At 48.5% G+C, this 26,979-nt stretch carries 21 protein-coding genes and 1 other RNA gene; 19 read left to right on the top strand and 3 right to left on the bottom strand.

Annotation, left to right across the window (positions count from 1 at the left end):
• Positions 1–316 precede the first annotated feature (316 nt).
• From glyQ to rnpB, 10 genes are all read left to right on the top strand, one after another.
• Positions 317–1,204: a glycine--tRNA ligase subunit alpha gene (gene glyQ, locus QQK89_RS17540; protein WP_284239930.1), complete on the top strand. Its 888-nt coding sequence runs from the start codon at positions 317–319 to the stop codon at positions 1,202–1,204.
• Entirely contained in the window at positions 1,197–3,278 is a 2,082-nt protein-coding gene (gene glyS / locus QQK89_RS17535; protein WP_284239929.1) for a glycine--tRNA ligase subunit beta, read from the top strand. Before glyQ ends, glyS begins: the two co-directional genes overlap by 8 nt.
• Positions 3,279–3,339: 61 nt before the next feature.
• Positions 3,340–4,152: a pyruvate, water dikinase regulatory protein gene (locus QQK89_RS17530; protein ID WP_284240199.1), complete on the top strand. Its 813-nt coding sequence runs from the start codon at positions 3,340–3,342 to the stop codon at positions 4,150–4,152.
• A gap of 86 nt (positions 4,153–4,238) precedes the next feature.
• Complete coding sequence (locus QQK89_RS17525) at positions 4,239–4,706, top strand: YaiI/YqxD family protein (RefSeq protein WP_284239928.1); 468 nt, start codon at positions 4,239–4,241, stop codon at positions 4,704–4,706.
• A 42-nt stretch (positions 4,707–4,748) separates the two neighbouring features.
• Positions 4,749–6,587, top strand: a complete 1,839-nt coding sequence (gene dnaG, locus QQK89_RS17520) for a DNA primase (protein WP_284239927.1) — start codon at positions 4,749–4,751, stop codon at positions 6,585–6,587.
• A gap of 31 nt (positions 6,588–6,618) precedes the next feature.
• The gene (rpoD, locus tag QQK89_RS17515) at positions 6,619–7,755 is read left to right on the top strand and encodes an RNA polymerase sigma factor RpoD (RefSeq protein WP_284239926.1); all 1,137 of its coding nucleotides are present in this window, start codon (positions 6,619–6,621) and stop codon (positions 7,753–7,755) included.
• A gap of 94 nt (positions 7,756–7,849) precedes the next feature.
• Positions 7,850–8,689, top strand: a complete 840-nt coding sequence (locus QQK89_RS17510) for a hypothetical protein (RefSeq protein ID WP_284239925.1) — start codon at positions 7,850–7,852, stop codon at positions 8,687–8,689.
• On the top strand, positions 8,689–9,471 hold the full coding sequence (locus tag QQK89_RS17505) for a tRNA (adenine(22)-N(1))-methyltransferase (RefSeq protein WP_284239924.1): 783 nt from the start codon (positions 8,689–8,691) through the stop codon (positions 9,469–9,471). The genes QQK89_RS17510 and QQK89_RS17505 overlap by 1 nt, the downstream gene beginning before the upstream one ends.
• A complete protein-coding gene (locus tag QQK89_RS17500; protein ID WP_284239923.1) occupies positions 9,438–10,559 on the top strand; it encodes a Nif3-like dinuclear metal center hexameric protein in 1,122 nt (373 codons plus the stop codon). Before QQK89_RS17505 ends, QQK89_RS17500 begins: the two co-directional genes overlap by 34 nt.
• Before the next feature lie 64 nt (positions 10,560–10,623).
• Positions 10,624–11,030: RNase P RNA component class A (gene rnpB, locus QQK89_RS17495), an RNA gene on the top strand.
• Between the two features lie 710 nt (positions 11,031–11,740).
• Here the strand turns inward: rnpB and QQK89_RS17490 are convergent.
• A complete protein-coding gene (locus QQK89_RS17490; RefSeq protein ID WP_284239922.1) occupies positions 11,741–13,603 on the bottom strand; it encodes a S8 family peptidase in 1,863 nt (620 codons plus the stop codon).
• Positions 13,604–13,786: 183 nt separating this feature from the next.
• On the opposite strand from QQK89_RS17490, the gene QQK89_RS17485 reads away from it, so the two are divergent.
• The 5 genes from QQK89_RS17485 (at position 13,787) to QQK89_RS17465 (ending at position 18,199) form a co-directional block, all read left to right on the top strand.
• Complete coding sequence (locus QQK89_RS17485) at positions 13,787–14,287, top strand: YpuI family protein (RefSeq protein ID WP_091188870.1); 501 nt, start codon at positions 13,787–13,789, stop codon at positions 14,285–14,287.
• A 54-nt stretch (positions 14,288–14,341) separates the two neighbouring features.
• Positions 14,342–14,548, top strand: a complete 207-nt coding sequence (locus tag QQK89_RS17480) for a DUF1540 domain-containing protein (protein WP_284239921.1) — start codon at positions 14,342–14,344, stop codon at positions 14,546–14,548.
• A 6-nt stretch (positions 14,549–14,554) separates the two neighbouring features.
• Entirely contained in the window at positions 14,555–15,004 is a 450-nt protein-coding gene (locus QQK89_RS17475; RefSeq protein ID WP_284239920.1) for a hypothetical protein, read from the top strand.
• Positions 15,005–15,146: 142 nt separating this feature from the next.
• Positions 15,147–15,941, top strand: a complete 795-nt coding sequence (locus tag QQK89_RS17470) for an ABC transporter ATP-binding protein (RefSeq protein ID WP_284239919.1) — start codon at positions 15,147–15,149, stop codon at positions 15,939–15,941.
• Complete coding sequence (locus QQK89_RS17465; RefSeq protein WP_284239918.1) at positions 15,896–18,199, top strand: alpha/beta hydrolase family protein; 2,304 nt, start codon at positions 15,896–15,898, stop codon at positions 18,197–18,199. Before QQK89_RS17470 ends, QQK89_RS17465 begins: the two co-directional genes overlap by 46 nt.
• Positions 18,200–18,247: 48 nt before the next feature.
• Here QQK89_RS17465 and QQK89_RS17460 read toward each other — a convergent pair whose 3' ends face one another.
• On the bottom strand, positions 18,248–18,946 hold the full coding sequence (locus QQK89_RS17460) for a queuosine precursor transporter (RefSeq protein ID WP_284239917.1): 699 nt from the start codon (positions 18,944–18,946) through the stop codon (positions 18,248–18,250).
• Between the two features lie 244 nt (positions 18,947–19,190).
• Here QQK89_RS17460 and helD point away from each other — a divergent pair, with 244 nt between their 5' ends.
• Positions 19,191–21,512: an RNA polymerase recycling motor HelD gene (helD, locus tag QQK89_RS17455; RefSeq protein WP_284239916.1), complete on the top strand. Its 2,322-nt coding sequence runs from the start codon at positions 19,191–19,193 to the stop codon at positions 21,510–21,512.
• Positions 21,513–21,520: 8 nt separating this feature from the next.
• On the opposite strand, the gene QQK89_RS17450 is transcribed toward helD, so the two are convergent.
• Positions 21,521–22,102, bottom strand: a complete 582-nt coding sequence (locus QQK89_RS17450) for a helix-turn-helix domain-containing protein (RefSeq protein ID WP_284239915.1) — start codon at positions 22,100–22,102, stop codon at positions 21,521–21,523.
• A gap of 663 nt (positions 22,103–22,765) precedes the next feature.
• Here QQK89_RS17450 and glgB point away from each other — a divergent pair.
• Genes glgB through glgD form a run of 3 tightly spaced genes read left to right on the top strand, consistent with a single transcriptional unit; the run spans position 22,766 to position 26,970 of the window.
• Positions 22,766–24,676 carry a 1,4-alpha-glucan branching protein GlgB gene (glgB, locus tag QQK89_RS17445; protein WP_284239914.1) on the top strand — a complete coding sequence of 637 codons (1,911 nt, stop codon included), beginning with the start codon at positions 22,766–22,768 and terminating at the stop codon, positions 24,674–24,676.
• Positions 24,677–24,691: 15 nt separating this feature from the next.
• Positions 24,692–25,861 (top strand): glucose-1-phosphate adenylyltransferase, encoded by a 1,170-nt coding sequence (locus tag QQK89_RS17440; RefSeq protein WP_284239913.1) that lies wholly within the window; start codon positions 24,692–24,694, stop codon positions 25,859–25,861.
• Positions 25,858–26,970, top strand: coding sequence for a glucose-1-phosphate adenylyltransferase subunit GlgD (gene glgD, locus QQK89_RS17435; protein WP_284239912.1), 1,113 nt, complete (start codon positions 25,858–25,860; stop codon positions 26,968–26,970). The genes QQK89_RS17440 and glgD overlap by 4 nt, the downstream gene beginning before the upstream one ends.
• Positions 26,971–26,979: the final 9 nt, after the last annotated feature.

Below are 26,979 nucleotides of genomic sequence, written 5' to 3'. Positions count from 1 at the left end.
AACAGCATTAAAAATGTTTAATATATGGGAATATGAATAAGGACAGTGATGGAGAAAGTAGCAGTTAATGCCTTGCGCTAGCGATTCGGGGATAGTGGAAGCCCGGGCAGGCCAAACATGCGAAACGGCACTCCGGAGTCAGTTAACGAAAAGAGGATTTTCGCACGTTGCTGGAACGAGCAGCGCTAAGCGGAAATCAAGTAGGGTGGAACCGCGGGAGTCAGCTCTCGTCCCTACGTCTGGCAGCAGGCGTAGAGACGGGAGCTTTTTTGCATCCCCGGATCCGCCTAAACTATTGATAAAGGAGCGAAAGGTCATGAATTTTCAAGGCATGATATTGACACTGCAGCAATTTTGGGCAGAGCAAAACTGTATCCTAGTACAACCGTACGACGTGGAAAAAGGCGCGGGAACAATGAACCCGATGACTTTTCTCCGTACCATTGGCCCAGAGCCGTGGAACGTGGCTTACGTAGAGCCATCCCGCCGTCCTGCTGACGGCCGTTACGGAGAGAATCCGAACCGCTTATACCAGCATCACCAGTTCCAAGTTATTCTGAAGCCGTCCCCGGACAATATTCAGGAGTTGTATCTGGAAAGCTTGAAGCGTCTTGGCATTGATCCGAAGCATCACGATATCCGTTTTGTTGAAGACAACTGGGAATCGCCGACGCTTGGGGCATGGGGGCTTGGCTGGGAAGTATGGCTTAACGGCATGGAAATTACCCAATTCACGTACTTCCAGCAGGTTGGCGGCATCGACGCGAATCCGGTAGCGGTTGAGATTACTTACGGTATGGAGCGCCTTGCTTCGTACATTCAGGAGAAAGAAAACGTATTCGATCTGGAATGGGTGAACGGCGTAACTTATGGCGACGTGTTCCTGCAGCCGGAGTTTGAGCATTCCAAATATACGTTTGAAACATCCGATTCGGAAATGCTGTTCTCCCTCTTCAACATGTATGAGGCCGAAGCGAAAAAAACGATGGAGCATAAACTGGTTTTCCCTGCGTACGACTACGTACTGAAATGCTCCCATACGTTCAACTTGCTTGACGCGCGCGGCGCAATCAGCGTTACGGAGCGTACCGGTTACATTATGCGCGTCCGCAATCTGGCGCGTGCCTGCGCGGCAACATATCTGGAGGAGCGGGAACGTCTTGGATTCCCTCTGCTGAAGAAAGGAGTGGAGAACAATGGCTAAAGATTTGTTGCTGGAGATTGGGCTTGAGGAAGTGCCTGCCCGTTTTGTGCGCAGCGCGATGAATCAGTTGAAAGAGAAAGCGGTCAAATGGTTCGATGACTCGCGTATTCCTTACGAGGCAGTTGACGTATACGCAACTCCGCGCCGTCTTGCTTTGCACGTAAAAGGCGTGGCAGAGAAGCAAGAAGATGTAAATGAGCAGGTTAAAGGTCCATCCCGCAAAATCGCGCTTGACGACCAAGGCAATTGGAGCAAAGCAGCGCTTGGATTCGCGCGCAGCCAAGGCGTTGAACCGGAGCAATTCTTCTTCCAGGAGCTTGCTGGCGTTGAGTACGTATATGCGAACAAAAGCAGCGTAGGAACGCATACAGCTTCCGTGCTCCCAGAAGGTTTGACGAATCTGATCACATCGATGTCCTTCCCGAAAAATATGCGTTGGGGCAATTACGAGCTGAAGTTTGTACGACCGATCAAGTGGATTATCGCTTTGTTTGGCCAAGAGATTATTCCGGTTGAGATTACAAACGTGAAGAGCGGCAATGTGTCCCGCGGCCATCGTTTCCTTGGCGAAGAGACCGTTGTAGCTTCTCCTGAGGACTATAAAGAGCGTTTGCGCGAGCAGCAAGTCATCGTAGACGTTGAAGAACGCGAGAAGCTGATCGTGGCTCAAATCGAAGAACTCGCCAAGGAAAAAGGCTGGGAAATTGCAATTAAGGAAGATTTGCTCGAAGAGGTCTTATTCCTCGTTGAGTATCCGAACGTATTATATGGGACCTTCGATCCTGCCTTCTTGAATATCCCGCAAGAAGTTCTGATCACTTCGATGCGAGAGCATCAGCGTTACTTCCCTGTATTAAATACGGAAGGCCAATTGCAGCCATTCTTCGTTACGGTGCGCAACGGCGACCGTACTTCGATTGAGAACGTGGCTAAAGGCAACGAAAAGGTACTTCGGGCTCGTCTGTCCGATGCGAAATTCTTCTACGAGGAAGATCAGAAGCTGGCGATCAACGACGCACTTGCCAAGCTTGAAAATATCGTATACCACGAGGAACTTGGCTCGGTAGCCGATAAGGTTAGAAGAATCCGCGCAACTGCCGACCTGATTGCTTCGAAGCTAGGAGTGGACGCAGATACGGCTGCAGCAGCAAGCCGCGCTGCGGATATTTGCAAATTTGACCTTGTAACTCAAATGGTATACGAGTTCCCAGAGCTGCAAGGCATTATGGGCGAGGATTATGCCCGCAAAGCAGGCGAGAGCGAAGTTGTAGCCAAAGCGATCAACGAGCATTACCAGCCTCGTTTTGCAGGCGACCGTGCACCGGCGTCCCTTACGGGGGCCATCGTCAGCTTGGCTGACAAAATGGATACGATTGCCGGTTGCTTCTCGATCGGCATTATTCCGACGGGATCGCAAGACCCTTACGCGCTTCGCCGTCAGGCATCGGGTATTGTTCAGATTATTTTGGCGCAAGGAATTGATCTGAAGCTGTCCGATTTGTTTGATGCAGCACTTGAAGTGCATGCCGCGCGCGGGATGAAACGCGGCGCGGATGAAATCCGTAAAGACTTGAACGACTTCTTTGCTCTTCGCGTGAAGAATGTATTGTCGGAGCAAGCTAACCGTTATGACGTCGTGGATGCCGTCATGGCAACCGGCTTTAATGATCTGCGTATAACTGTTGAACGTGCCGCGCTTATTAATGGACTGGCTTCCGGCAACGAGCGCAGTGAATTCAAGCTAACGATTGATGCCTTTAACCGGGTTTGCAATCTGGCTTCCAAGGCAGAATCGCGCAACGTAGATCCTGCTTTGTTCGAAGTAGCTGCTGAAGGCGTGCTTTACGAGCAATGGCAGCAAGCTCATCCGGCAGTTGCCAGCGCAATCGCCGCAGGAGATATTGCGGCAGCACTGGCGAATTTGTCTTCGCTGAAGCAAGCCATTAACGCTTATTTCGATTCCGTCATGGTAATGGCTAAGGAAGACGCCGTTCGCAACAACCGTCTTGCCGCTTTGGCGCTTATCGCGGACGATATTACAGCGATCGCCGACTTTTCGAAGCTGGTCTGGTAATAGTGGCATACTCGTCGCCCGTATCCTTGTCGTCAATCCATAGAAGGAAGGAATGATGATTATGGCAGGTTCGGCTGAAGTTATTATTTACGTTGTATCTGACGCTGCCGGAGACACCGGCGAGCTTGTTGTCAGAGCTGCGGTGGCACAGTTCCATCCGGTCCAGACCGACATTCGGCGCGCGCCGTTTGTCATGGACGTTCCGACCTTGGAACGCTTTGTTCTGCAAGCCAAGTTATCTGGTGCAATCGTGCTCTATACGCTTGTTATTCCTCATTTGCGCGACGCGATGAAGAGTCTGGCCAAGGAGCATGAAGTCGAAGCTATTGATTTGCTGGGCTCGCTTATCGAAAGTCTCGAACGGCAAACCGGCCGGCATTCACGTCAAGAGCCTGGTCTAAACCATGTTCTTGACGCGGATTATTTCCGCAAGGTGGATGCTGTCGAATTTGCGGTTCGTTACGATGATGCGAAAGACCCGTCTGGCGTTCTGAAAGCAGATATTGTCCTGATTGGCGTATCACGAACGTCGAAGACGCCTTTGTCCATGTATTTGGCGCATCAGAAGTTTAAGGTGGCAAACATTCCGCTAGTACCGGAAATCAAAGCTCCGAAGGAGCTGTTCAATGTCCCGGTTGAACGGATCATCGGCCTGACGATCGGGGTACCGTATTTGAACACGATCCGCAAGGAGAGGCTTAAGGCACTAGGCTTGCCGGACAACGCGTCTTATGCGGCGGAGGATCGAATTCTGAAGGAACTTGAATACGCGGAAGCGATTATGAAACAAATCGGATGTGTCGTGATTGATGTTTCCCACCGCGCGGTCGAGGAGACAGCAAGCCTCATTATGGAGCATTTTCGCGGGGGATAAGCGCAAAATGAAGGATTTTTTTGAAGTCTTGCCGTATATAATAGTACGGTAAATGAAATATACAAATGAGCGGTGATGCGTGTTTGATGCAAAAAGAGCCGACAATCGTCGTCGACGGCGACGCTTGTCCCGTTAAGACTGAAATTGCTCGAGCTGCACGCAGCTTCCGCGTACCTGTCGTCATGGTTTCTTCCTATGACCACCGACTTGAGCCGCAGGAAGGGGTTTCGGTTGTGCAGGTCGACCGGAGCAGTCAATCCGTCGACTTGTATATCGTGAATCATATAAGCAAGGGCGATATTGTCATTACGCAGGATTTTGGTCTCGCATGCATTGCCATCGGGAAAGGTTCTATTGTCCTGTCTCCGCGCGGTGAGCAATATTCGGACGAGAACATCGATTATTTGATGGAAAGACGTCATGAATTAGCAAAAAGAAGGCGCGCAGGAGGCAAAACAAGAGGCCCAAAAGCAATGAATAGCGACGATCGGGAGCGGTTTCAACAAAAGTTGACAAAAGTTTTATCAAACTTGCAGGAGAAACATGACATATAGCGAATATTATTTACGTGTCATTTAAGATGAAGGTGATGAACATTGAGCTATGCTAAAATACCGGACGACGTTATTGAGGCGGTACGCCGTCATCATGACATCGTAGATACGGTGAGCAAGTACGTTCATCTCTCTAAGAACGGCAAATATATGAAGGGGCTTTGTCCCTTCCATTCCGAAAAGACGCCATCGTTTACCGTAACGCCGGAACTGCAGATTTTCCACTGTTACGGCTGCGGCAAAACAGGCAACGTCATCCGATTCGTGGAAGAGATTGAAAGCTATACTTTTCCAGAAGCGGTTCGGGTGCTTGCTGAAGAAGCGGGCATACCGGTTACCTGGGCTAATCCGGACGGCGCAAAGCCAACAGCTGCCGATACGGAGCGGAATGCCGTTCTTGAAGCGCATGAGCTGACTGCCAAGTTGTACAATTACTTGTTGAACAACACGCAGCATGGACGTGCAGCCAAAGATTATTTGCGCGACCGGGGCCTTGGGGACAAGCTGATTAATCATTTTATGATTGGTTATGCTCCCGAGCAATGGGACACGCTAAGCCGGTTTTTATCGGCAAGAAATTTCGATCCCTCCTTGATGGAGAAAGGCGGACTTCTATCTGCCAAGTCTGACGGCAGCGGATACGTAGACCGGTTTCGGGGACGCATTATGTTTCCGATATGGGATCGGGACGGCAAGGTAACCGCGTTTGCGGGTCGTATTATCGGTGAAGGCCAGCCGAAATATTTGAACTCGCCTGAAACGATGTTGTTTACCAAAAGCCGAACGATTTACAATCTGCATCATGCGCGGCCTGCCATCCGGAAGAGCAAGCAAGTTGTTTTATTCGAAGGGTATATGGATGTTATTAAATCTTGGAGTGCAGGCGTAAAGAATGGAATAGCCACAATGGGGACGGCTTTGACGGAAGAGCATTGTACGATTCTCGCCCGTCAGGCTGATGAAATTGTCGTTTGTTATGATGGCGACGATGCTGGACAAGCAGCTGCCATGAAATCCATTCCGATGCTTGAAGGAGCAGGACTTAGAGTGATGGTGGCCATGCTGCCCAAAGGCAAGGACCCGGATGAGTATATTACGGAATACGGTCCGGATTCTTATCTTCGCGAAATCATTGACCAGCCTGCTACTACGACAAAATTTAAGCTTATATATTCAAGAAAAAACCATATACTGCTAAAAGAAGAAGGTCGGAAAAATTACTTGCTTGAAGCCGCCGGAATTGTGGCAGAGCTTGATTCGGCTATTGAACGCGAAGTTTATCTGCAAGAGCTTTCGCGCGAATTTAATTTCCCATTAGAGGTACTGAAGCAGGATTGTCATAATAAGCATCAAGAATTGCAAAAAAAGAAACCCGGAAGGGATAATAACGACAATTCGTGGAATAATGGTAGGAATGAAAATCGCCGAAGATCGGGGCCACCTATGCTGCAGCCTGCCTATACGTATGTAGAGCGGAGGTTGCTTCATGTGATGATGCGCGACAATGAAGTAGCGCAAACTGTCCATGAAAAGCTGGGGGACGCGTTCAATATTGAGGATCACGCAGCGCTTGCTGCTTATTTATACGCATTTTACGCGCAGGGCTTTGATCCGGATGCAGGGAGGTTTATCGCCTCGCTCCAAGACGAACGTCTGGAGAGGACGGCTGCAGCCATTCTGATGATGGACGGAGATTTTCCTTTTAACGATGCGATTTTGGAAGCCGATATTCAGGACATTATCAAAGTTCCTAGGTACCGGGAAATCGACCGAAAAAAAGAAGAAATGATGCAGGCGGAACGCGCCGGAGATCATCTGCTCGCCGCGCAAATGTTAAGTGAGATTATAACCCTAGAGAGACAGCTTAAAGGTACGACTTGACGATCGGTTCTAGGGAGGAGGGAGTCGGAATATGGCGAATGATCAGCATACTGAACTAGATGCCGAACAAAAATTAGATTTAGTGAAGGAACAATTGATTGAACAGGGGAAGAAAAGAGCCTCCTTAACTTATAAAGAGATTATGGAGAAATTATCGCCGTTTGATCAGGATCCCGAACAAATCGATGAGTTTTTCGAACAGCTTGATGATTTGGGTATTGAGGTATTAAACGAAAGAGATGAGGATCGCGATCCGCTTAACCGTGGAGAAGATACTGAGCGCGATCGTGAAAGTGACGATTTCAACTTCGACGATGACCTGGCTCTGCCACCGGGGATTAAAATTAATGACCCTGTACGGATGTATTTGAAGGAAATCGGTCGTGTTCCGCTCCTGTCGGCGGATGATGAAATCGAACTGGCAAGACGAATTGAGAATGGGGATGAGGAAGCAAAGCGAAGACTTGCTGAAGCTAACCTTCGTCTCGTTGTCAGTATAGCCAAACGTTACGTAGGCCGCGGCATGTTGTTCCTTGACTTGATTCAAGAAGGCAACATGGGTCTTATTAAAGCGGTTGAGAAGTTTGATCATCAAAAAGGCTTCAAATTCAGTACGTATGCAACATGGTGGATTCGCCAGGCGATTACGCGCGCTATTGCGGACCAAGCCCGCACAATCCGGATTCCGGTTCATATGGTTGAGACCATCAACAAACTGATCCGGGTTTCGAGACAGCTCCTTCAAGAGCTCGGGCGCGAACCAACCCCTGAAGAAATTGCGGCGGAGATGGAACTAAGCACCGATAAAGTCAGAGAAATCATGAAGATTGCACAAGAGCCGGTATCGCTGGAAACACCAATTGGTGAAGAAGACGATTCGCATTTGGGCGATTTCATCGAAGACCAGGAAGCTCTGGCTCCTGCCGATGCAGCAGCTTACGAGCTGCTGAAGGAACAGCTGGAGGATGTACTTGATACGCTGACTGAACGCGAAGAGAATGTTCTGCGTCTGCGTTTCGGACTCGACGACGGTCGTACTCGTACTCTCGAAGAGGTGGGCAAAGTATTTGGCGTTACCCGTGAACGGATTCGTCAGATCGAAGCGAAGGCTTTGCGCAAACTTCGTCACCCAAGCCGAAGCAAACGACTTAAAGATTTCTTAGAATAGGCTAGTTGATACCGACCTTTCTGCTCCTTGCAGCAAGGTCTTTTTTTCCTATTGAACCTAACGTCATCTTACTTGAGAGGACAACATAAGGCTTATGAATGAAGAGCGACGACAGATTATCGTTAGAGAAATTGAACATTGGAGCAGAAGCAAACTGCTGCCTGATCAATATTGTGATTTTCTGCTTAACTTGTATATGGATCATGAACGGGAAACAAGACGTGAATCCAGTCATTCGATCACCAAAGCGGTAATGGCCGTCCAACATGCTTCCGGCAAGCATTGGCTTCTTACATTTGGATTTTTTACCTTTATTTCCTTTGTTGTGCTTTATTTTAACGTTTTTCACCCGCTATTGCAAATTGGGGTTTCGGTTGCCGGCGTTCTTGGTTTGTTGTGGTACGGCGCCCGTCTTCGCCGTCGTCATGAGGCTGCCGGGCTTGCCGTTACGGGTGTAGGGATGCTTCTTATGCTCGGTTCAGGCTTATACATATTAGACCTGCACGATTGGAATGAGTGGAGTTGGAAGGCCGCCGTGCTTGGTGGTTGCGCATTATTCTGGGTTGTGTACGGCATAACATCAAAAATTCAGTTGCTGCATTTTTGCGGTTGGCTGGCGGGAATAATGGTATATGCATGGCTGCTCGCGAAATTAACGAGTTCGCCGGCTTGGTATGAGTCGCAGCTTTATTGGTTGCCGCTTGCGGCGCTATTTGGTTGGGGAAGTTGGTTTGTCCATCGTTGGTCCAAGCCTACTGCAATGGTATTGTTTGCGGCATGCGCCATTTTGTGGTTTATGCCGGAATTATATGAGATGATCGTTTGGAAGGAACCGGTCTTTCTGCTGCTGCAGCTTCAACTGCTTGCAAAAATTGCGGCTGGCGGTGGTTTATTGTTCTATATGCGAAAACAATGGATGGTGTGGGTTGCTTAATGTTGAAATTATCGAAACGTCTTCAGGCGATTGCAGATTACGTATCGCCCGGCTCGCGCGTAGCCGATATTGGTTCTGATCATGCTTTATTGCCTGTTTATTTAATTCAATCGGGACGCGTTCCAACCGCAATCGCGGGCGAATTGAATCCCGGCCCTTATGAGGCGGCACGCAGACAAACGGCTGATGCCGGACTAACTACCAAATTGCAGGTTCGTCGCGGTGACGGTTTGTCCGTTCTGGAGCCTGGAGAAGCCGACACGGTTACGATTGCCGGCATGGGCGGGAGTCTCATGAGCAGCATCTTGGAGGAAGGCTATTTAGCCGGGAAGCTGAATGGCGTCAAGGAGCTTGTCCTTCAGCCAAACGTAGGCGAGGAGTTTGTTCGCAGTTGGCTGCTGAAGCGCGGTTGGTTCCTTGCAGAAGAGACCATTCTGGAGGAAGACGATAAAATATACGAAGTGCTTCATGCGTTCAAATATGAAGAGGATGAAGCGAAGAAACGGAATGAAGGAGTGTACGAAGCATCATTCCTGACGTTGCCGACCTATAAAGACAAGGGAGCTGCGATACTGGAGAAAATGGGTCCTCATTTGCTTCGTGCTCCTCAAGAGGTTTTTTTCAAAAAATGGAAGCTTGAGCTTGAGAAAATGAGCAGGATTGTTACCCAAATGTCCCAATCGGATCAAGCTGAGCAGAAAAAACAGCAGTTCCGTGATGAGATGAATGTAATTGAGGAGGTGCTTCAATGTTTGCAAACGGGCAAACCGTCATCCAAATAATGGAGCAGCTTGCGCCTAAGCATTACGCGGTCGAGAATGACAAAATTGGGCTGCAGCTTGGTACTTTAAACAAGGAAATCCGAAAAATTGTCGTAGCGCTGGACGTTACAGATGAAGTTGTAGATGAAGCCATTGCGGCAGGAGCGGAGCTAATCATTGCGCATCATGCGATTATCTATCGTCCTCTGGCAAAGCTTGATACCTCGACTCCGGCAGGCAGATTGTACGAAAAGCTGCTCAAAAACGATATCGCCGTTTATATTTCGCATACGAATCTTGATGTCGCGGACGGCGGCATTAACGATTGGATGGCGGATCTGGTCGGAATAAAATCAGAAGGTCGCCAATGCCTTGAAGAAGTACATACCGATAAGTTGTATAAATTGGTTGTTTTCGTGCCTGAGGGCCACCATGAGAAAGTCCTTCAGGCCATGTTCCAGGCGGGTGCAGGCCATATCGGCAATTACAGCCATTGCAGCTTTAATATCGAAGGTACCGGTACATTCCTTCCCGGCGATGGCACGAATCCTTTTATCGGCAAACCGGGGCAATTGGAAAAAACAAAAGAAGTACGCGTTGAAGTGATTGTTCCGCACAGCGTCCACCGAAAAGCGGTGCAAGCGATGTTGAAGGCGCATCCGTACGAAGAAGTTGCCTATGATTTGTATGCGGTGGATTTGAAAGGCCGTTCCTTCGGACTTGGCCGCAGCGGTAAGCTGGAGACCCCCGTTACGCTCGGCGAAATGGCGGAAAAAGTGAAGGAAGTATTTGAAGTTCCTTATGTTCGCGTTGTCGGAGATCCTGCCCGCATAATCAAGAAAGCTGCCGTCTTAGGCGGCTCCGGCGGCCGATATACCCGTCATGCCCAGTTTGCCGGAGCAGATGTTTTGATTACCGGCGATGTAGACTATCATACGGCACATGATGCGTTGGCGGATGGTTTGTCTATTATTGACCCGGGTCATAACGTCGAGAAAATTATGAAGCAACGCGTAGCCGATTGGCTGAACGAACAACTTGCGGGACGGAAGTTTGATACAAAAGCTGTTTATTCCACCATAAATACGGAACCATTCCGGTTTGTGTAGCAATTGGCTGTATAAAACAGGTTGAGCTTTTGTAAAAATCCTTGTATACTTATTCGTGCATCGGAAAGTTTGACAGACAATCGCTGGCGGCCTTGTTGCCGCGAGAGGAAAGTCCGGGCTCCACAGGGCAGGGTGCTGGATAACGTCCAGTCAGCGCGAGCTGAAGGATAGTGCCACAGAAATGGACCGCCGATGGCCGGCTTAACGCCGGCACAGGCAAGGGTGGAACCGTGGTGTAAGAGACCACGAGGAGTATAGGTGACTATATTCCTGGTAAACCCCACTTGGAGCAAGACCGAGAGAACGTAGCAGCTTCGAGCTGCAGCCTTAGCCCGAGGCTCGTTCGGGTTGGTTGCTTGAGCTGTTCAGCAATGGATGGCCTAGATAGATGATTGTCGCTTCTTCGTGGGAGGGTCGTTCCCGTTAATACCACTCTGAAGTACAGAACCCGGCTTACGGCAAACTTTCCGCAACGAACAACAAATTACGCCTCCTGGCATTCGCCGGGAGGCTTTTTTGTTGTTTGTGCGGAAAGTTTGATGTTTTTATTATTGGCTGATGGGCGTCGTCGTCGTGTAAGGGATATCTATTTCTATCGCTGTTGTCGTTCCGACAAAGGCGACCGAAACAGATATCCCTTTACTCTCCTCCTCCTTGTTGCCAACACCTTTCCTGCACGACAACAAATAAGCATCCTTTGGCTCCTGCCAAGGATGCTTATTTGTGTTACTCCAACCGGGATTCCCTCGCGTGGCTATGCCGCTCGGGGCAGCTTAAAAAGCTGCTGAAAACCTAAAGAGCGCGAAAACCGAAAGAGCGCGAAAACCCGAAGAGAAGAGCGAAAACCCGAAGAGAAGAGCGAAAACCTAAAGAGCGAAAACCTAAAGAGCGAAAACCGAAAGAGCAACTACGAAAGGTTTTAATGCTTTAGCTACGCTGCACGGTATACAGGGAAAATTAAGGAATTGTCCCTTGAAGAGGACATACACTGTAGAGAATGCAGCATAATCGGCGAGTTGAGATCGTAGGGGCTCAATATTGCCGAACACACTGCATTTCGTGCAGTATAGTTTCTTTTTTTAGCTAATAGCGGTAATTATACTGTATTCCATGCAACATGGATCAACGATAGTGGATAAATAAAAAGCATCCCCAGCGAAATACCTGAGGTTGCTGAATTCTTATTCTGCGTTATACTGCCGGCTAATTGCTTCTAAACGGCGCTCTGTCTGGTTAGGATAGTTCTGAAGAGCGGTTGTGTAGTTGGAAGCCGCCTTCAGTGCTTTGTCGACGTCAATTAAACCGTAGCCGTAATAGTTATCTTTGCCTTTATTGCCAAGGTCAATCGAGGAATTGCGCATAATATCCATGACTTCTTCGTTGTTCAAGTCAGGATTAATCGAACGGATCAAGCCAGCCAAGGCCGCAACATGCGGACTAGCCATTGATGTGCCGGACAATGCGGCATATTGGCTGCCCGGATACGTGCTGGCAATGCTGTCGCCAGGCGCTGCAACATCGATGTAATCGCCATAATTAGAAAAAGATGCTTTATTATTGGCCGAATCCGTTGCCGCGACGGCAAATACCTCCGGGTAAGCCGCCGGATAACCGGGCCGATCCGTATTGTCGTTACCGCTAGCGGCCACCATTACTACATCATGATCGTAAGCATACTTGATCGCGTCATGCAGGAATTCCGCTTGCGCATAGTTGCCGAGACTCATGTTGATGACTTTGGCGCCATGATCGGTGGCCCAGATGATCCCTTGGGCAACGGAATAGGTTGAACCTGCGCCGCTGCTGTCCAGAACCTTAACCGGCATGATTTTGTTATACCAGGAGATACCCGCCACGCCTTCGCCGTTATTAACGGAAGCTCCGATAATACCCGCGACATGAGTGCCGTGGCCTACATCGTCATTAGGGGCGGCATTGGTATCCACAATGTTGGTGCCGTCCATAAGCTTGCCTTTCAGATCAGGATGATCGGCCTGCACGCCGGTATCGAGTATTGCGACGATAACTTTGTCACTGCCCTTCGATAAATTCCAGCCTTTTTCGGTCTCGATTGAAGGGAGGTTCCATTGGTACTGGGAATAGAGAGCGTCGTTTGGCTTGATAATGTCTGCATCGTCGCTAGCCTTCGCATTCGTAAGGTACAAATAATGCGGCTCCACGTATTCTGTTTTCCAAGATTTTTGGAAATAATGAACCATTTTGTCCGCATCCATATCCTTGGAACGGAACACGTAAGTGTCGCCGATTTTTTGGATATTTTGCGCATTTATTTTGCTCTTGATTTGTTCTAACTGTTGTTTTGACAGCTTATCTTGGAAATGAACAACGACATCTCGCACATGATAATGGCTGGCATTGCCGTTGTCTTCGCCGTCATGAACCGTTGTTTCGCGATTGCTGTTTGGTTCAACGGATTCGATGCGGTAGTTGCCTTCAGCCGGATAAGGAACAAGGCGCAGATTCCGTTTTTGATGGCGTTCCACCTGCATGACGATATCCTGATTGATGACGCCAACCACGCCAATACCGTTGTTTTTGCCGCTTGGAACGCCAAGCACCATGTAACGGCTTCCCGTCTCGCTAACAAAAGGCTTGGATTGAAAAGATTGGCCCGCTTTTACTTTTTCTTTAGCTTCGGCAACCTGTTTGGCAGCCGTAGGATCCGGAAGGGCGCCGCGGTCCACGCTGCGTTCGCCGTTAATCCAGCTAATGTACACCATATGTTTGTGCATGTTCATCATATGGGCAACATGATCCGACTGGGCTTTCATGGTTCCCTTATCTGTTCCGCTTGCCATCAGTTTATGGAATTCCTTGCCGCATTCGGTTGTACATAACAATGCGGTGGCATCCATATCTTTGTTCAAGGTTTTTACTTTGAGCGTTTTTTCCTGCTCGGCCGAGAAGTTCCTGACCTCGGAATTTGGTGCTTGCCGATCCGTGAAGATATAACGCGTACCAGGTACAACAATGGCAACCAGTGCTATTATGGCACATAATCCAACCCATTTTTTTGCGTTCATGATTTCAATGTCCCTCCATCGCTTGCCGGCGTAGTTGTCACACTATTGGATAGGTTGCTCATCGTAAGGCGTAAAATATGCGCCTGGCAAGTCTGAAACGCTAGTACCATAACTAAGCAATTTGTGGTATCATATTGTCGGTGCTTTAGTTTTTTGTTGTAGTAGAAGAAAGGGGAACTACCTATGCCATCGACCAATGCGAAGTCGCTTAGTGAAACATCGCGTACAAAGTTAAAAGATGCAATTAATCAATTGGAATCGTTTCTTAACCAGTATTCGCTGAACCAATTAATCGGCGAGGAGACTGGTGATGAAGCACAAACGTTTTACAAAGGCCTTTTGTCCGATTTGAGACATTTATTGGTATTCTCTGAAGTCTCGGTTGAGAAGCTGGGAGTATTGCTCAGACGGCCAAATTTCGATAACGATTTTGCAGAGCGCGCCCTTTACGATGTTTATCATCAATGCGTGAACGCCTTCTTCTATCCGAAGAATGAATGTTATTCGGAAGACGGTCGTTATGCTTATACTGGACAAGATGCCATCCGCTTCCGGTTTAAACCCGTTCGCGAAGCGCGCGATATCGTCCTCAGCGTCTCCAAGATCTACGAAGAGCTGCGCGATGAGCTTGCGTATTATGAGAATGATTACATGACCCAGCGCCGTATGCAGGGGCAAAAATAGGGCGGAATGAATCACTTTCGATCAGGGAAACTTGATAACGGAGGTGATTTTTTTATGCCGACAGGCGTAACTTGCAGCGTTTCCAACTGCGCTTTCTGGAAGGAAGGCAACAATTGCAACGCGAATGCCATTTCCATCGATATCGATCAGCATGCGGATTTTAACGCGGAATTTGCAGCAGACGAACTCGGACTGAACCACCAGGATCAAGCAACAGAGTCATCCGCTACCTGCTGCCACACTTTTAAACCGAAGGAGTGACGGGGAATGGATCAACGGGGCGTCAAAATTACCGATCGTCACAAAAATGATTATCCGCAATACGAAGTATCTGCTCCCAATGCAATGCCGGATTTAAATGGCGGGAAAGTGGAAGAATGGGCGAATGAAAACAATGTAGGCAACGTCCACGAGGAAATGGCGGCGGATTTCGCTGTCGGAGCACCGGTATCTTACGTGCCAAGAGAAGAGAGCAGCATTGAAGAAGCCGTAGCGGAAGTGGAAGCAGGCGGAACCGCACTTGGTTGGGTAGCGCTTGTATTCGCTGCAGCGTCTTGGTTTTTGTGGCCGGTTGTACTTGGCATCACTTCTGCCGTACTCGGCTTTATCGCATATCGCCAGGGAGCTAGGGCGCTTGGCGGGTGGGCGATGGCAATTGGCCTTGTCGCCGTGTTGCTTTCATTAGTAATTGTTCCTTTTTATTACGCGGTAACTTAAAGGCAAAGCCTTGGCAGCCATTGTGCTGTTAAGGCTTTTTTTGTTACATATGGGCAGTTGATTAAGGAATGTCAATAACTTTGGATTGCCGCTTTGCCCGATTTTACCTATAATTTATAGGTGTATGGGAGGGGAACGACCGATGATTATTGATATTCAGCAAGCAAGCTGGGAACGCGGGGACAAGCATGTACTTAGAGATATCAATTGGCAAGTAAGGCCAAATGAGCATTGGTGCTTGCTAGGCTTGAACGGTTCCGGGAAAACAACGCTACTTAATATGATAAACGGCTATATATGGCCAACAAGCGGACAGATATCGGTGCTTGGCAATAAGTTTGGCGAATACGATCTTCGCGAACTCCGCAAAAGCATTGGCTGGGTAAGCACATCCCTTCAGCAAAAATTGTACGGAAGCGAAACGGCTACCCGCATCGTATTAAGCGGAAAGTTTGCCACGATTGGTCTTTATGACCATACCGATGAAGAAGATCTTGAACAGGCATTGAAGCTATTGACGGATTTGGGTTGCGCTTATCTTGCCGAGCGTACTTATGACACGATGTCGCAAGGGGAAAAACAGCGCGTCTTAATCGCAAGAGCGCTTATGGCAAAGCCAAAACTGCTTATATTGGACGAGCCCTGCACAGGTCTTGATATTTTTGCCAGAGAACAGTTGTTATCGATGGTACAAAAGGTCGCAACAGACGGACCTACTATTATATATGTCACTCACCATGTGGAAGAAATTTTGCCATGCTTCAATCAAACTTTGCTTATTAAACAAGGCGAAGTATTCGCTGCAGGCCAAACGAATGAAGTATTGACTACGGAACGGATGAGCCGGTTTTTTGATGTTCCGGTTGAGATCGAACGCCGGGATGGACGGAATTGGCTGTTCGTCAAAGAAACGGAGTCGTTATGGAACTCGAATTAATGGAGCCGCATCCGCAGCCGCTGCCGGAGCGCGGGCCGTGGAGAAAGAGACTTGCAGACTGGCTTCGCCGCCGGACTGCAAGGCGGCTTGAATATGATGGACCGCTTTGGCGTGCTGGCGCCGCCGGTTTGTTGTTATTCGGCTCGGCTGCGATAACGGCAGCGGCATTAGGCATGCCTACCGGGTTTGGCATGGCTATTGATATTGGCGCGTTTGTGCTGGCTAACGCATTGGCGCTATTAATCGCTTCTCAGGTAATCGCGATTCTATTGTCTTTCATGTACGTGCCGGTTCCGCGTTTGTTTGCGGGCTTTCTGCTGTATGTGGGCTTTGAATGTTATTATATTCTCTATTATTCGGATTTTGAAATATGGAATTCGGTCATATGCGCACTTATATATACGGCAATTGGCGCTATTGCAGGTATACTGATTGGTTGGTTTAGCCGGAGCCGGATCCGAATCATTGCGGGTATCGTTCTGGGCGCTATGATCGTGTCCGGTATAGGCATTTGGGTTAAAGAACCCTTTGGAGGCGGGACAGCGGCAGCCGTGTTCGCGAGTGCCGAACAATTAGACGGCTCGCCTTCATCCTTGCTGGACGTTGATAATCCTGGCGAACCGGGTAGTTATGAGTACAGCTTTTTTACCTATGGAAGCGGAACTGACAAACAGCGCGACGAATATGAAGAGGATGCTGCGTTGATTTCCAAATCCGTAGATGCTTCCGACTACATCAAACATTGGTATTGGATGAAAGAGCAGTTCTGGGGTTTTGATCAACACGATCTGCCTCTGAACGGACGGGTTTGGATGCCCGAAGGGGAAGGGCCTTTTCCGTTAGTGCTGATGGTGCATGGTAATCATTTAATGGAAGACTTCTCTGACGCGGGGTACGATTATTTAGGGAAACTTCTTGCTAGCCGAGGTTTTATTGCGATTTCGGTTGACGAGAATTTCTTGAACTACTCAACTTGGTCTGGTATTCCGGATAATGATTTCCAGGTAAGAGCTTGGATGCTGCTTAAGCATATCCAACAGATACAAACTTTTAGCGAAGAGCAGGGCAACGCCTTTTATAACCGGGTCGATTTCTCTAATATTGCTCTCATCGGGCATTCCCGTGGAGGTCAAGCGGTTGCGATGGCAGCAGACCGCGATACCTGGTTCGATGCCGACCGTACGCTGGAAAGCTTAAACAATGGGCAAGTTCGCATTCAAACGGTTATTGCTCTTGCTCCAACGGATAAGACGATTGACAACAAGTCCGCGAAGCTTACGGATGTCAATTACTTGACCTTGCAGGGAGCACGGGACGGGGACGTTAATGATTTCTACGGAGACCGGCAATATATAAGGTCAAGTTTCACTCCAGACTCCGGGTATATGAAAGCTTCCGTTTATTTGTCCGAGGCCAATCACAGCCGGTTTAACACGGAGTGGGGGACTATGGATGAACGCCCGCCAGGCGGGTTATTCCTTAGCCAACGCGGAATGATGGAGCCGGAAGAGCAGCAGCAAGCCGCCAAAGTGTACGTCTCCGCTTTCCTGGAAGCAACTTTGCACCAGAAATCGGATTATGTTCCGCTGCTGCAGGATTATCGTGCGGGGCTTGAATGGCTGCCGGACTCGACGGCATATGTATCGCGGTTTGAAGATTCTTCATTTGATGAATGGACCCGTTTCGACGAAGATCGAAATAAATCCACGATGCCGCAAGGCGGACAGCTGGAAGGGGACAATCTTAAGTCATGGGATGAGCTGGATGTGAAGGATCGCGATCATAATAACAAGGGGACGGTAGGGGCACAGATCGAATGGCTGGAGGACAGCTCTTATACACTAAGCCTATCCAAGCCTTTCTCGCTGTCCGATGCGGCAGAAGCGAAGCAGGTGTTTGCGTTTTCTCTCGCCAATATGTCTTCGCAGCTGGATCCCGTGCATAAGAATTCGTCACCGCAAATTCAAATTGAATTAACGGCAACAACCGGGGAGCAGGTTATCCTTCCGCTTAACGATTATATGGCGGTTCAGAAGCCTTTTCAGACGACATATACCCTTGTTCCTTGGCTAGAGAAATCCATTAAGAGCGGAAAGTACAAGAATGAGACGGAATCGGTATTTCAGACTTACCGTCTGCCTTTAACCGGCTTTGCGCAAGCCGCAAACGATAAAGACTTATCCATCAGCCAGATTACTTTTCGTTTTATCGGCGGACCGGGTAAAATTATGCTCGATGATATCGGGTTGTCGAACTAGATTAGCAAACAAACACAAAGGGCTCCCGCCATGGGAGCCCTTTTACGTTTAATGGTCCTCTTCTTTGAACGTAAATCGTCTTGCCGCATACAAGAACGGTGTAGAGAAGATGGAAACAATAAATTTAATGATGTATGTCGATAGAAAGACCGAGACCCATACGCTTCCTTCCAATGTGCCGGCAAAAGCGATCGTACAAAAGATCAGCGTATCCACCAGTTGGCTAACTACCGTGCTTCCGTTGTTGCGGATCCACAGCTGCCCCGGCGCGGGGAAAAGCCGTTTAAGCATGGAATAGATCCGTACGTCGAGAAACTGGCTGACGAAATAAGCGCATAAGCTGCCAAGAGCGATTCTTGGCATCAGACCAAAGATCGTATGAAGGGCGTTGTTGGTATCTTGGGCGAATTCAGAGCTGTCCGGATGAAAGACAAGCGCCATTTGCATGATAACCGTAGACGCGATTAGCGTAAAGAAGCCGAACCAAACCGCTTTCTTGGCTGCTCGCTCTCCGTATTTCTCGTTAAGAAGATCGGATGCGAGGTAAATGGTGCCGTACATCGTGTTGCCAAGCGTGATAATGATATCCAAGGGCATTTCCACGGTTTTGACTACTTGAACGTTAGCTAATACGGTTGCCATGCCAATCCAGGCATATATCCCCACTCGTCCAAATAACCGGTATGAAATCAGAAATAAGGTAAAATGGATAAGCATAAATAGTGCGCCAAACCACAAATTAAACATAGTGCCTCCTGTTGTACTCCTTATCGAATATGCAAAAATTGCAAACCGTTTGCACAAGGTGTATGATAGATTTTCTGCCTTTGCCATTATAATCGCTTGTTTTCATAGGATCAATACGATTTTGTTGGCTTTTTTTTAAGCAAAGCCGATACACGAAGACAGGCAGATTTTGTTACAATGGAAACCGAACATTTGATATGCGTTATAACAATGCAGAATTAGCGCTTGAAGGAGAGGATTAATCATGCAGGACGAACAGCACAAAGAGGAGCAGAAACGAGTGGATCGCGTTATGCGGATCATTCGCGAGCAGCTTGGGAAGCTGCTGCAAACCTCAAGCGGTATGAGGGAAGACATTGTTGATATCCGGAAAAACTTCTGGGACGATGTCACGCTGAACTTTGAAGATGCGGCTGAAGCTGCGGAATCCGCGGCGAGCTTGAAGCAGCAGGCTGAAGTACTGGCTGAACGCGAACACAGCCACAGGCATGCCGCACAGCAGGTTAAGATGCTTCGCAAGCTGGAACAGACCCCTTACTTCGGACGGGTCGATTTCATAGAAGAGGGTAGTTCTAATGAAGAACGGATATACTTGGGCATCGGCTCGATGCTGGATGAGAACAGCTCCGATTATTTGATTTACGACTGGCGGGCACCTGTATCCAGTCTTTATTACGACTACTCTCCGGGGCCGGCGCGCTATGACACGCCAATCGGAACAATTGCCGGCGAGATGAAGCTGAAACGCCAATTCGTCATTCGGCGCGGACAGATCGTTAGTATGTTTGACACCGGAGTAACAATTGGCGACGAATTGCTTCAAGAGGTGTTGGGCAAACAATCGGATTCGCAAATGAGAAGCATTGTAGCCACGATCCAACGGGAACAAAACCAGATTATACGAAATGAGCGGGCGCGGCTGCTCATCGTACAAGGTGCTGCAGGCAGCGGCAAAACCTCTGCCGCGCTGCAGCGCGTTGCTTATTTGCTGTATCGTTACCGGGGAACTCTTCAGGCGGACCAGATTGTGTTGTTCTCGCCTAATCCCATGTTTAACAGCTACGTAGCTACCGTTCTTCCGGAGCTTGGCGAGCAAAACATGCAGCAAACCACTTATCAGCAATATTTGGAGCACCGGATTGGACAATCGTTTGCTCTGGAGGACCCATTCGCGCAGATGGAATATACGCTTGGCGGGATGGACGATCCGGACTATGAGACCCGCATGGCGTCCATTCGACATAAATCGGGCGCGGCCTTCATGAAAGTGATCGATCAATATGTCGAATCGTTAGGCCGATCGGGATTATTGTTCAAATCCATAAAGTTCAGAGGGCGGAAGCTGATTTCGGCAGAAGAGATCGAGCAGAAATTTTACGGGCTCGATGGATCGTATTCGATTCCAAACCGGCTCAAAATGGTTGCTGACTGGATGCTCAAAGAACTGACGAGATTAAGCAAGGAAGAACGGAAGAAGCAGTGGGTTGAGGATGAGATGGAGCTGTTGGACAAAGAAGAGTACATTCATGCCTATAACGAAATGCGCCGCAAAACGGACTCCGACTTTTTTGACGATTTCGAACGGGAGAAGGATATTCTGGCTACCATGATTGTGCAAGAACGCTTCAAACGATTGCGGAGCCGCGTGAAGAAACTACGGTTTATTGACACGCAAACGTTGTACCGCCGGTTGTATGAGCGTGATCTTGCGTCCGGGCTTGACCCTGCTCGTGCAGAGGAGTGGGCTGCGATAAGCAAGCTAACGGCGGAGCAGCTGAACCTGGGAGTACTTACTTATGAAGACGCAACACCGTACTTATATATGAAAGATTTAATTGAAGGCTTCCAAACGAATACGTCGGTAAGGCATTTGTTTATCGATGAGGCACAGGACTATTCGCCGTTCCAATTTTATTATTTGAAGCGAGTTTTCCCAATGGCAAAAATGACGGCGTTAGGCGACTTGAATCAGTCTATCTTTGCGCACGCGGCACTCGGAAACGGCTTTGATCCGCTTGGCGAACTGTACAGCAAAGAGGAGACTGAGACAATCGTACTAACCCGGAGTTACCGCTCCACTAAGCAAATTGTCGAATTTACGAGTTTAATGATTGAGGGCGGAAGTCGAATCGTGCCGTTTAATCGTCATGGAGAAGAACCGACGATCACGGAAGTCTCAGGTAAAGAGGAGCTTCATGTCAAGATTGAGGAGCGTATTCGTCTGTTAGAGGAAGAAGGGGCGCAATCCATTGCAATCATTTGCAAGACTGCCGAGGAAAGCAAGGCGGCGTTCGAGGCGCTAGCCGTTCATTGTCCTGGCATGCGGCTAATCGAGAAGGAAACGGTCACTTTTGAGAACGGCATTGTCGTTATCCCGTCGTATTTGGCCAAAGGCGTAGAGTTTGACGCCGTCATTCTCTATAACGCTTCAAGCCGTGTATATGGCAAGGAAAGCGAGCGCAAGCTGTTTTACACCGCTTGCACCCGCGCTATGCATGAACTACATCTCTATTACACGGATGAGCCAAGTCCGTTTTTATCCCGAGTTGTTGCCGAAAAAAAATAAGCCAGCGATCACCGGCCTTTTCGTACTTCAGGCCAGATATCGCTGACGGCGACTTGCAGTTCCCCGGCTATAAGCTCGGCAGTCAAACGGTTGGGCTTGGCAATATGGCCATTGCGCAGCTTGGATATCGTCTGAAGCGAGATGTGCGTAGCCGCAGATAGTTGGTTAGCGCTGAGATCTCGTTTGGCCATCCACATTTTCAACCGCTTGGCAGGCTCCGATACATGATTGATCACCGTTAAGGAATCCTCATGCAACGCATACTCGCTAGTAACCTCCAACATGATCAGGGCGTAGATGGCTTCGTCCTGATCGGTTACCGTTAATGGCCGGAAATCAAGATAAACGGGAATTTCCTGCTCTCCCGAAGTAATCAGAATGGTCTCCTGCGTAAAATGCTGACTGTTGTCGCAAGGTAAATGTTTTGTAATCAACAGCTCAATGGAGGCGTCTTTCAACTGCTCCTGCGTATATCCCGAAAGCCTGCAGAAGGCTTCATTGGTTTCGTGAACGGTTGTTGCTGTTCGCGATACTTTGACAAGCACCATAGGTTGATCTAGTATCTGGAATATGTGGTAGAATGCTGTCAATAAATGATCCTCCCTTAATGCCTAACATGCCAATTTACAAAAACGAGTATAAGCTGTATGTCTGCACTATACAATAGCTTTGCTGTATTTAACAGAATCGTCAAAATTAAAACCGTTTTGGTTTAATAAATTAAACTTGTCGGCAGGAAACGGTTCTATTATGCGGAAGATGCTATATCTATGACGAAATGATAGAATGATCAGCTAACAGCGAGCTTTATATGTCTATTATTTCTCAGGTAATATAAGAAAACGCAGGTTTGCTTCTAGGAGGGATATAACAGCATGAAAACATGCGGGATCGACAATTGCTCCAAACCCGTAAAAGCAAGAGACCTATGCTCCATGCACCATCAGAGATTGATGAGACATGGGGACCCGCACACGGTAATGCCCCGCAGAACGAAAAAAATGGTCGATTGCAGCTGGACCAACTGTACGAGTCAAGCCGTTTCGAAAGGGTTCTGTGTTAAACATTATTACATAAATCGAGTCTTGCAGAAAAATTGTTAGATTTATGTAAGATAATGTTACATGGTGCTTTGAAAATGGGGTGTATATTTTCATGAAAATATGTATAATGTAGGTAACTCCCCATTTTCCGGGAAATGAACCCTCAACGTTAACGGCACCATTCTAACCCAATGGAGGCGATTGTCGGAAATGATTCAAAAAACGGCACCGTACGGCCTGATGTTGAGCGATTTGTACTTGTTCAACAAGGGCTGCTCTTACCACAGTTACCGGTTCATGGGCGCTCATGTCATGGATTGGGAAGGTGAAGAAGGCGTCAGATTTGCAGTTTGGGCTCCCAACGCGAAGGAAGTTCGGCTTGTTGGCCAATTTAACAACTGGGATCGTACCGGTTTGTTGATGGAGCGCATCGGTTCTACCGGCGTCTGGGTGATCTTTGTGCCTGGACTTGGCGAAGGCGCTGTATACAAGTACGAGATTGCGACCTTTTCCGGTGAGCGATTGCTCAAAGCAGATCCTTACGCCAATCTCGCTGAAAGACGTCCTCAAACGGCTTCCGTTGTGTCTGATCTGCGCGGATTTTCATGGCGAGACCAGAAGTGGATGAACACGGCAAAGAACAAAACGGCTTACTCCAATCCGATGATCATGTACGAAGTGCATGCCGGATCCTGGCGGCTCAAAGGGAAAGAGGATTTCCTCACCTATGATGAGCTTGCCCAGCAGTTGGTTCCTTATGTCGCCGAGATGGGTTATACCCATATTGAGCTGATGCCGCTTAACGAACATCCTTTTGACCAATCCTGGGGTTATCAGATTACCGGTTATTATGCGCCTTCCAGCCGATATGGCGAGCCAAAGCAGCTGATGAATTTCATAGATTGCTGCCACGCTCACGGAATTGGCGTCATCCTGGACTGGGTCCCGGGACATTTCTGCAAGGATGATCATGGTCTAAGAAGTTTTGACGGAACTCCGATCTTTGAAGGAAATGACAAGAAGCTTGCCGAAAAGCCTTTATGGGGGACATTGGCCTTTGATTTCAAACGAAACGAAGTTATCAGCTTTCTAATCTCCAACGCCATCTATTGGATGGATATGTACCACTTCGACGGTCTTCGGATTGACGCCGTCGCCAGCATGATCAATCTCCACATGGATAAACCGCCGGAACTCTTCACCTGGAATGAGCATGGCGGCACAGACAATCTAGACGCTCTCCGCTTTATGAAACGGCTAAACGAAACCGTATTTCACTACTACCCAGACGCACTAATGATTGCAGAAGATTCTTCCGCTTGGCCTGCAGTTACCTCACCTACCTACTTAGGCGGGCTGGGTTTTAATTTCAAATGGAACATGGGTTGGATGAACGATGTATTGCGCTACATGTCGTATGATCCTGCCGACCGCACACACTACCACCACTTATTAACTTTCTCACTTTTGTATGCTTACACGGAAAATTTTGTATTGCCTTTCTCGCATGACGAAGTCGTACATGGCAAACGGTCCTTGCTTAACAAAATGCCTGGCTCCTACGAGGAGAAATTTGCCCAGCTCCGGCTGCTGTACGGTTACTGGATTGCGCATCCCGGCAAAAAGCTGCTGTTTATGGGCAGCGAATGGGGGCAGTTCGACGAATGGAAGGACCGCGACCCGCTTGACTGGATGTTGCTCGATTACCCTCTTCACGGCAAAATGAAGCATTATGTCAAAGCATTAAATCATGTCTATGCAAAGGAGCCTTCTCTCTGGGAAAGAGATCAGGACGCTACGGCATTCCAATGGATCGACGTGAATAATGCTGAACAGTCAATCATATCTTTCATTCGTTATGGCAAGCATGGCTTTACCGTCACGGTCGCCAACTTCTCCAGAAACGGGTATTCCCATTATCGATTAGGCGTGCCGCAGCCGGGCTGTTATCGCATGATTCTGGGCAGCAATGAAGGACAGTTCGGAGGTACCGATTCACGGTCAAAAAGGAAGTATAACAGCGAGAAATTGGGCTGGCACGGCTATAACCAGAGCATTTCCATCTATCTCCCCCCTCTATCCTTCCAGTTGTTCAGATTTGTGAGTGGGGACACACAATAAGAAGGGGTTGGTGTCATGGGTCGAAAAAAGGAAATGGTTGCAATGCTTCTGGCAGGAGGAGAAGGTAAGCGTCTGGGCGTTCTCACAAAGGATTTGGCGAAGCCGGCCGTATATTTTGGCGGAAAATACCGCATTATCGACTTTACGTTAAGCAATTGCGCACATTCCGGAATTGATACGGTAGGCGTACTGACGCAATACCAGCCGCTGGAATTGAATCGGTACCTGGGAATTGGAAGTCCGTGGGGGCTGGACCGCAAGGATGGCGGCATGGCTATTCTGCCTCCTTTTGTGAAGCAAAAGGGCGGCGTCTGGTATAAAGGCACGGCAAACGCGATCTATCAAAACATGGCTTTCATAGAACGGTATGACCCTAACTATGTTCTGGTCATCTCTGGTGACCATATCTATAAAATGGATTACGACTTGATGCTGCAGCATCACAAGAAGTCTGGCGCGGATATTACGATTGCAGGAATTGAAGTGCCATGGAAGGAAGCCAGCCGGTTTGGCGTCATGCATGTGGATGACGAGGATCGGATTACGGCTTTTGAAGAAAAACCAAAGTCGCCAACGAGCAATATCGCGTCGATGGGCGTATATATTTTCTCGTGGTCGGTTCTCCAGAAATATTTGATGTATGACGAAGCCAGCCGCAATTCCAGCAATGACTTCGGCAAAGACATTATCCCGGCTATGATGAGAGATGGCTTGCATTTGAGCGCTTATTCCTTCCGGGGTTATTGGAAAGATGTCGGCACGATCGAAAGCTTGTGGGAAGCGAATATGGACCTGCTAGACGACAAACCATCTCTTGATCTTGCGGATAAAGAATGGCGCATTTATTCCGTCAGTCCGAACAGGCCGGCTCAATATATGGCCTCCGGCGCGAGCGTAACCTCCTCGATGGTAACGGAAGGTTGCATCGTAGAAGGCGACGTCGAACGATCCGTGTTGTTTTTTGGCGTGACGACCGGCAAGAAGAGTATCGTTAGCGAATCTGTCATTATGCCGAATGTTCAAATCGGCAAAGGCGCCCGCATCTACAGGGCGATTATAGGCGAAGGTGCGGTAATCGAAGACGGTGTATGCATCGGCAGTCCGGACGATGATGCGATAACCGTTGTAGCCGTAGGCGAATTTGTATCCAATGAACCTTTACTACTGGAGGTGGAGCCGTCATGAAGCATCAAGTAATGGGCGTTATTAATCTAATTCACGAAACCGATGATTTGGAACGGCTGACACAAAATCGGTGTCTGGCTACCGTACCGTTTGGGGCGAGATACCGTCTCATTGATTTTATCCTCTCCAGTATGGTCAATTCGGGCATTAATAAAGTAGCCGTATTTGCGCATACGAAATTTCGTTCTCTAATGGACCACGTCGGATCAGGCGACCATTGGGACTTAAACAATCGCCAGAGCGGACTATTCCTGCTTCCTCCGGCAACGGATGATATTCAGGAAGTTAGCCGCGGCGATTTATATCATTTCTATCAGCACCGTGACTACTTTAACCGTTCCACCTTGGAATACGTTGTGATTGCGCGCAGCCACATGGTATGCAACATCGATTTCGAGCCGATTATCGAAGCCCACAAGGCACGCGAAGCCGATATTACGATTGTGTGCAAGAAACATGCCGATCTTATGGGCGGCAAAGCGCGCAAGGTGAAGATGAACGCGGACGGCCGCATTACGGCCATGCAAGACCATTATGGCAGAATGCACAGCGACGTCTCCTCCATGGAGATGTACATCATGCGGAAAGACCTGCTGATGGAACTCGTCGAGACTTCGCTGGCACAAGGGCAAGACCATTTGGTCCGTCACGCGATTTTCTCAAGAATCGATAAACTTCGGGTTTTTGGCTATATGCATGAAGGTTACTTGGCAGTTGTAAATACATTGTCCAGTTACTATCAAAGCAATATGAGTCTGCTCGAACCGGATGTATGGCGCGAAGTGTTCTTCCAGCCGGGCACCGTATTTACGAAAGGCAAAGATGAACCGCCCGCACGCTACCTGGGCACTTCGAAAGTATCCAATTCGCTTATTGCCAATGGTTGCCGGATCGAAGGCACGGTCGAGAACAGCATTTTGTTCCGCGGCGTGCACGTTCGCAAAGGGGCCGTTGTCCGCAATAGCATCATCATGCAAAATGGCGACATTGGCGAGAACAGCTTAATCCAGCACTGCATATTGGATAAGGATGTTCGAGTGCAATATGACCGCGATATTCGCGGTTCCGTGGAAAATCCGTTTCTTGCTGGCAAACGTAAAATTATATAAATATAGCAA

Source organism: Paenibacillus glycanilyticus (genome assembly GCF_030161375.1).
Lineage (GTDB): Bacteria > Bacillota > Bacilli > Paenibacillales > Paenibacillaceae > Pristimantibacillus > Pristimantibacillus glycanilyticus_B.
The sequence above is the reverse complement of the archived record's forward strand: the minus strand, read 5'-3'. Positions and strand labels throughout refer to the sequence as shown.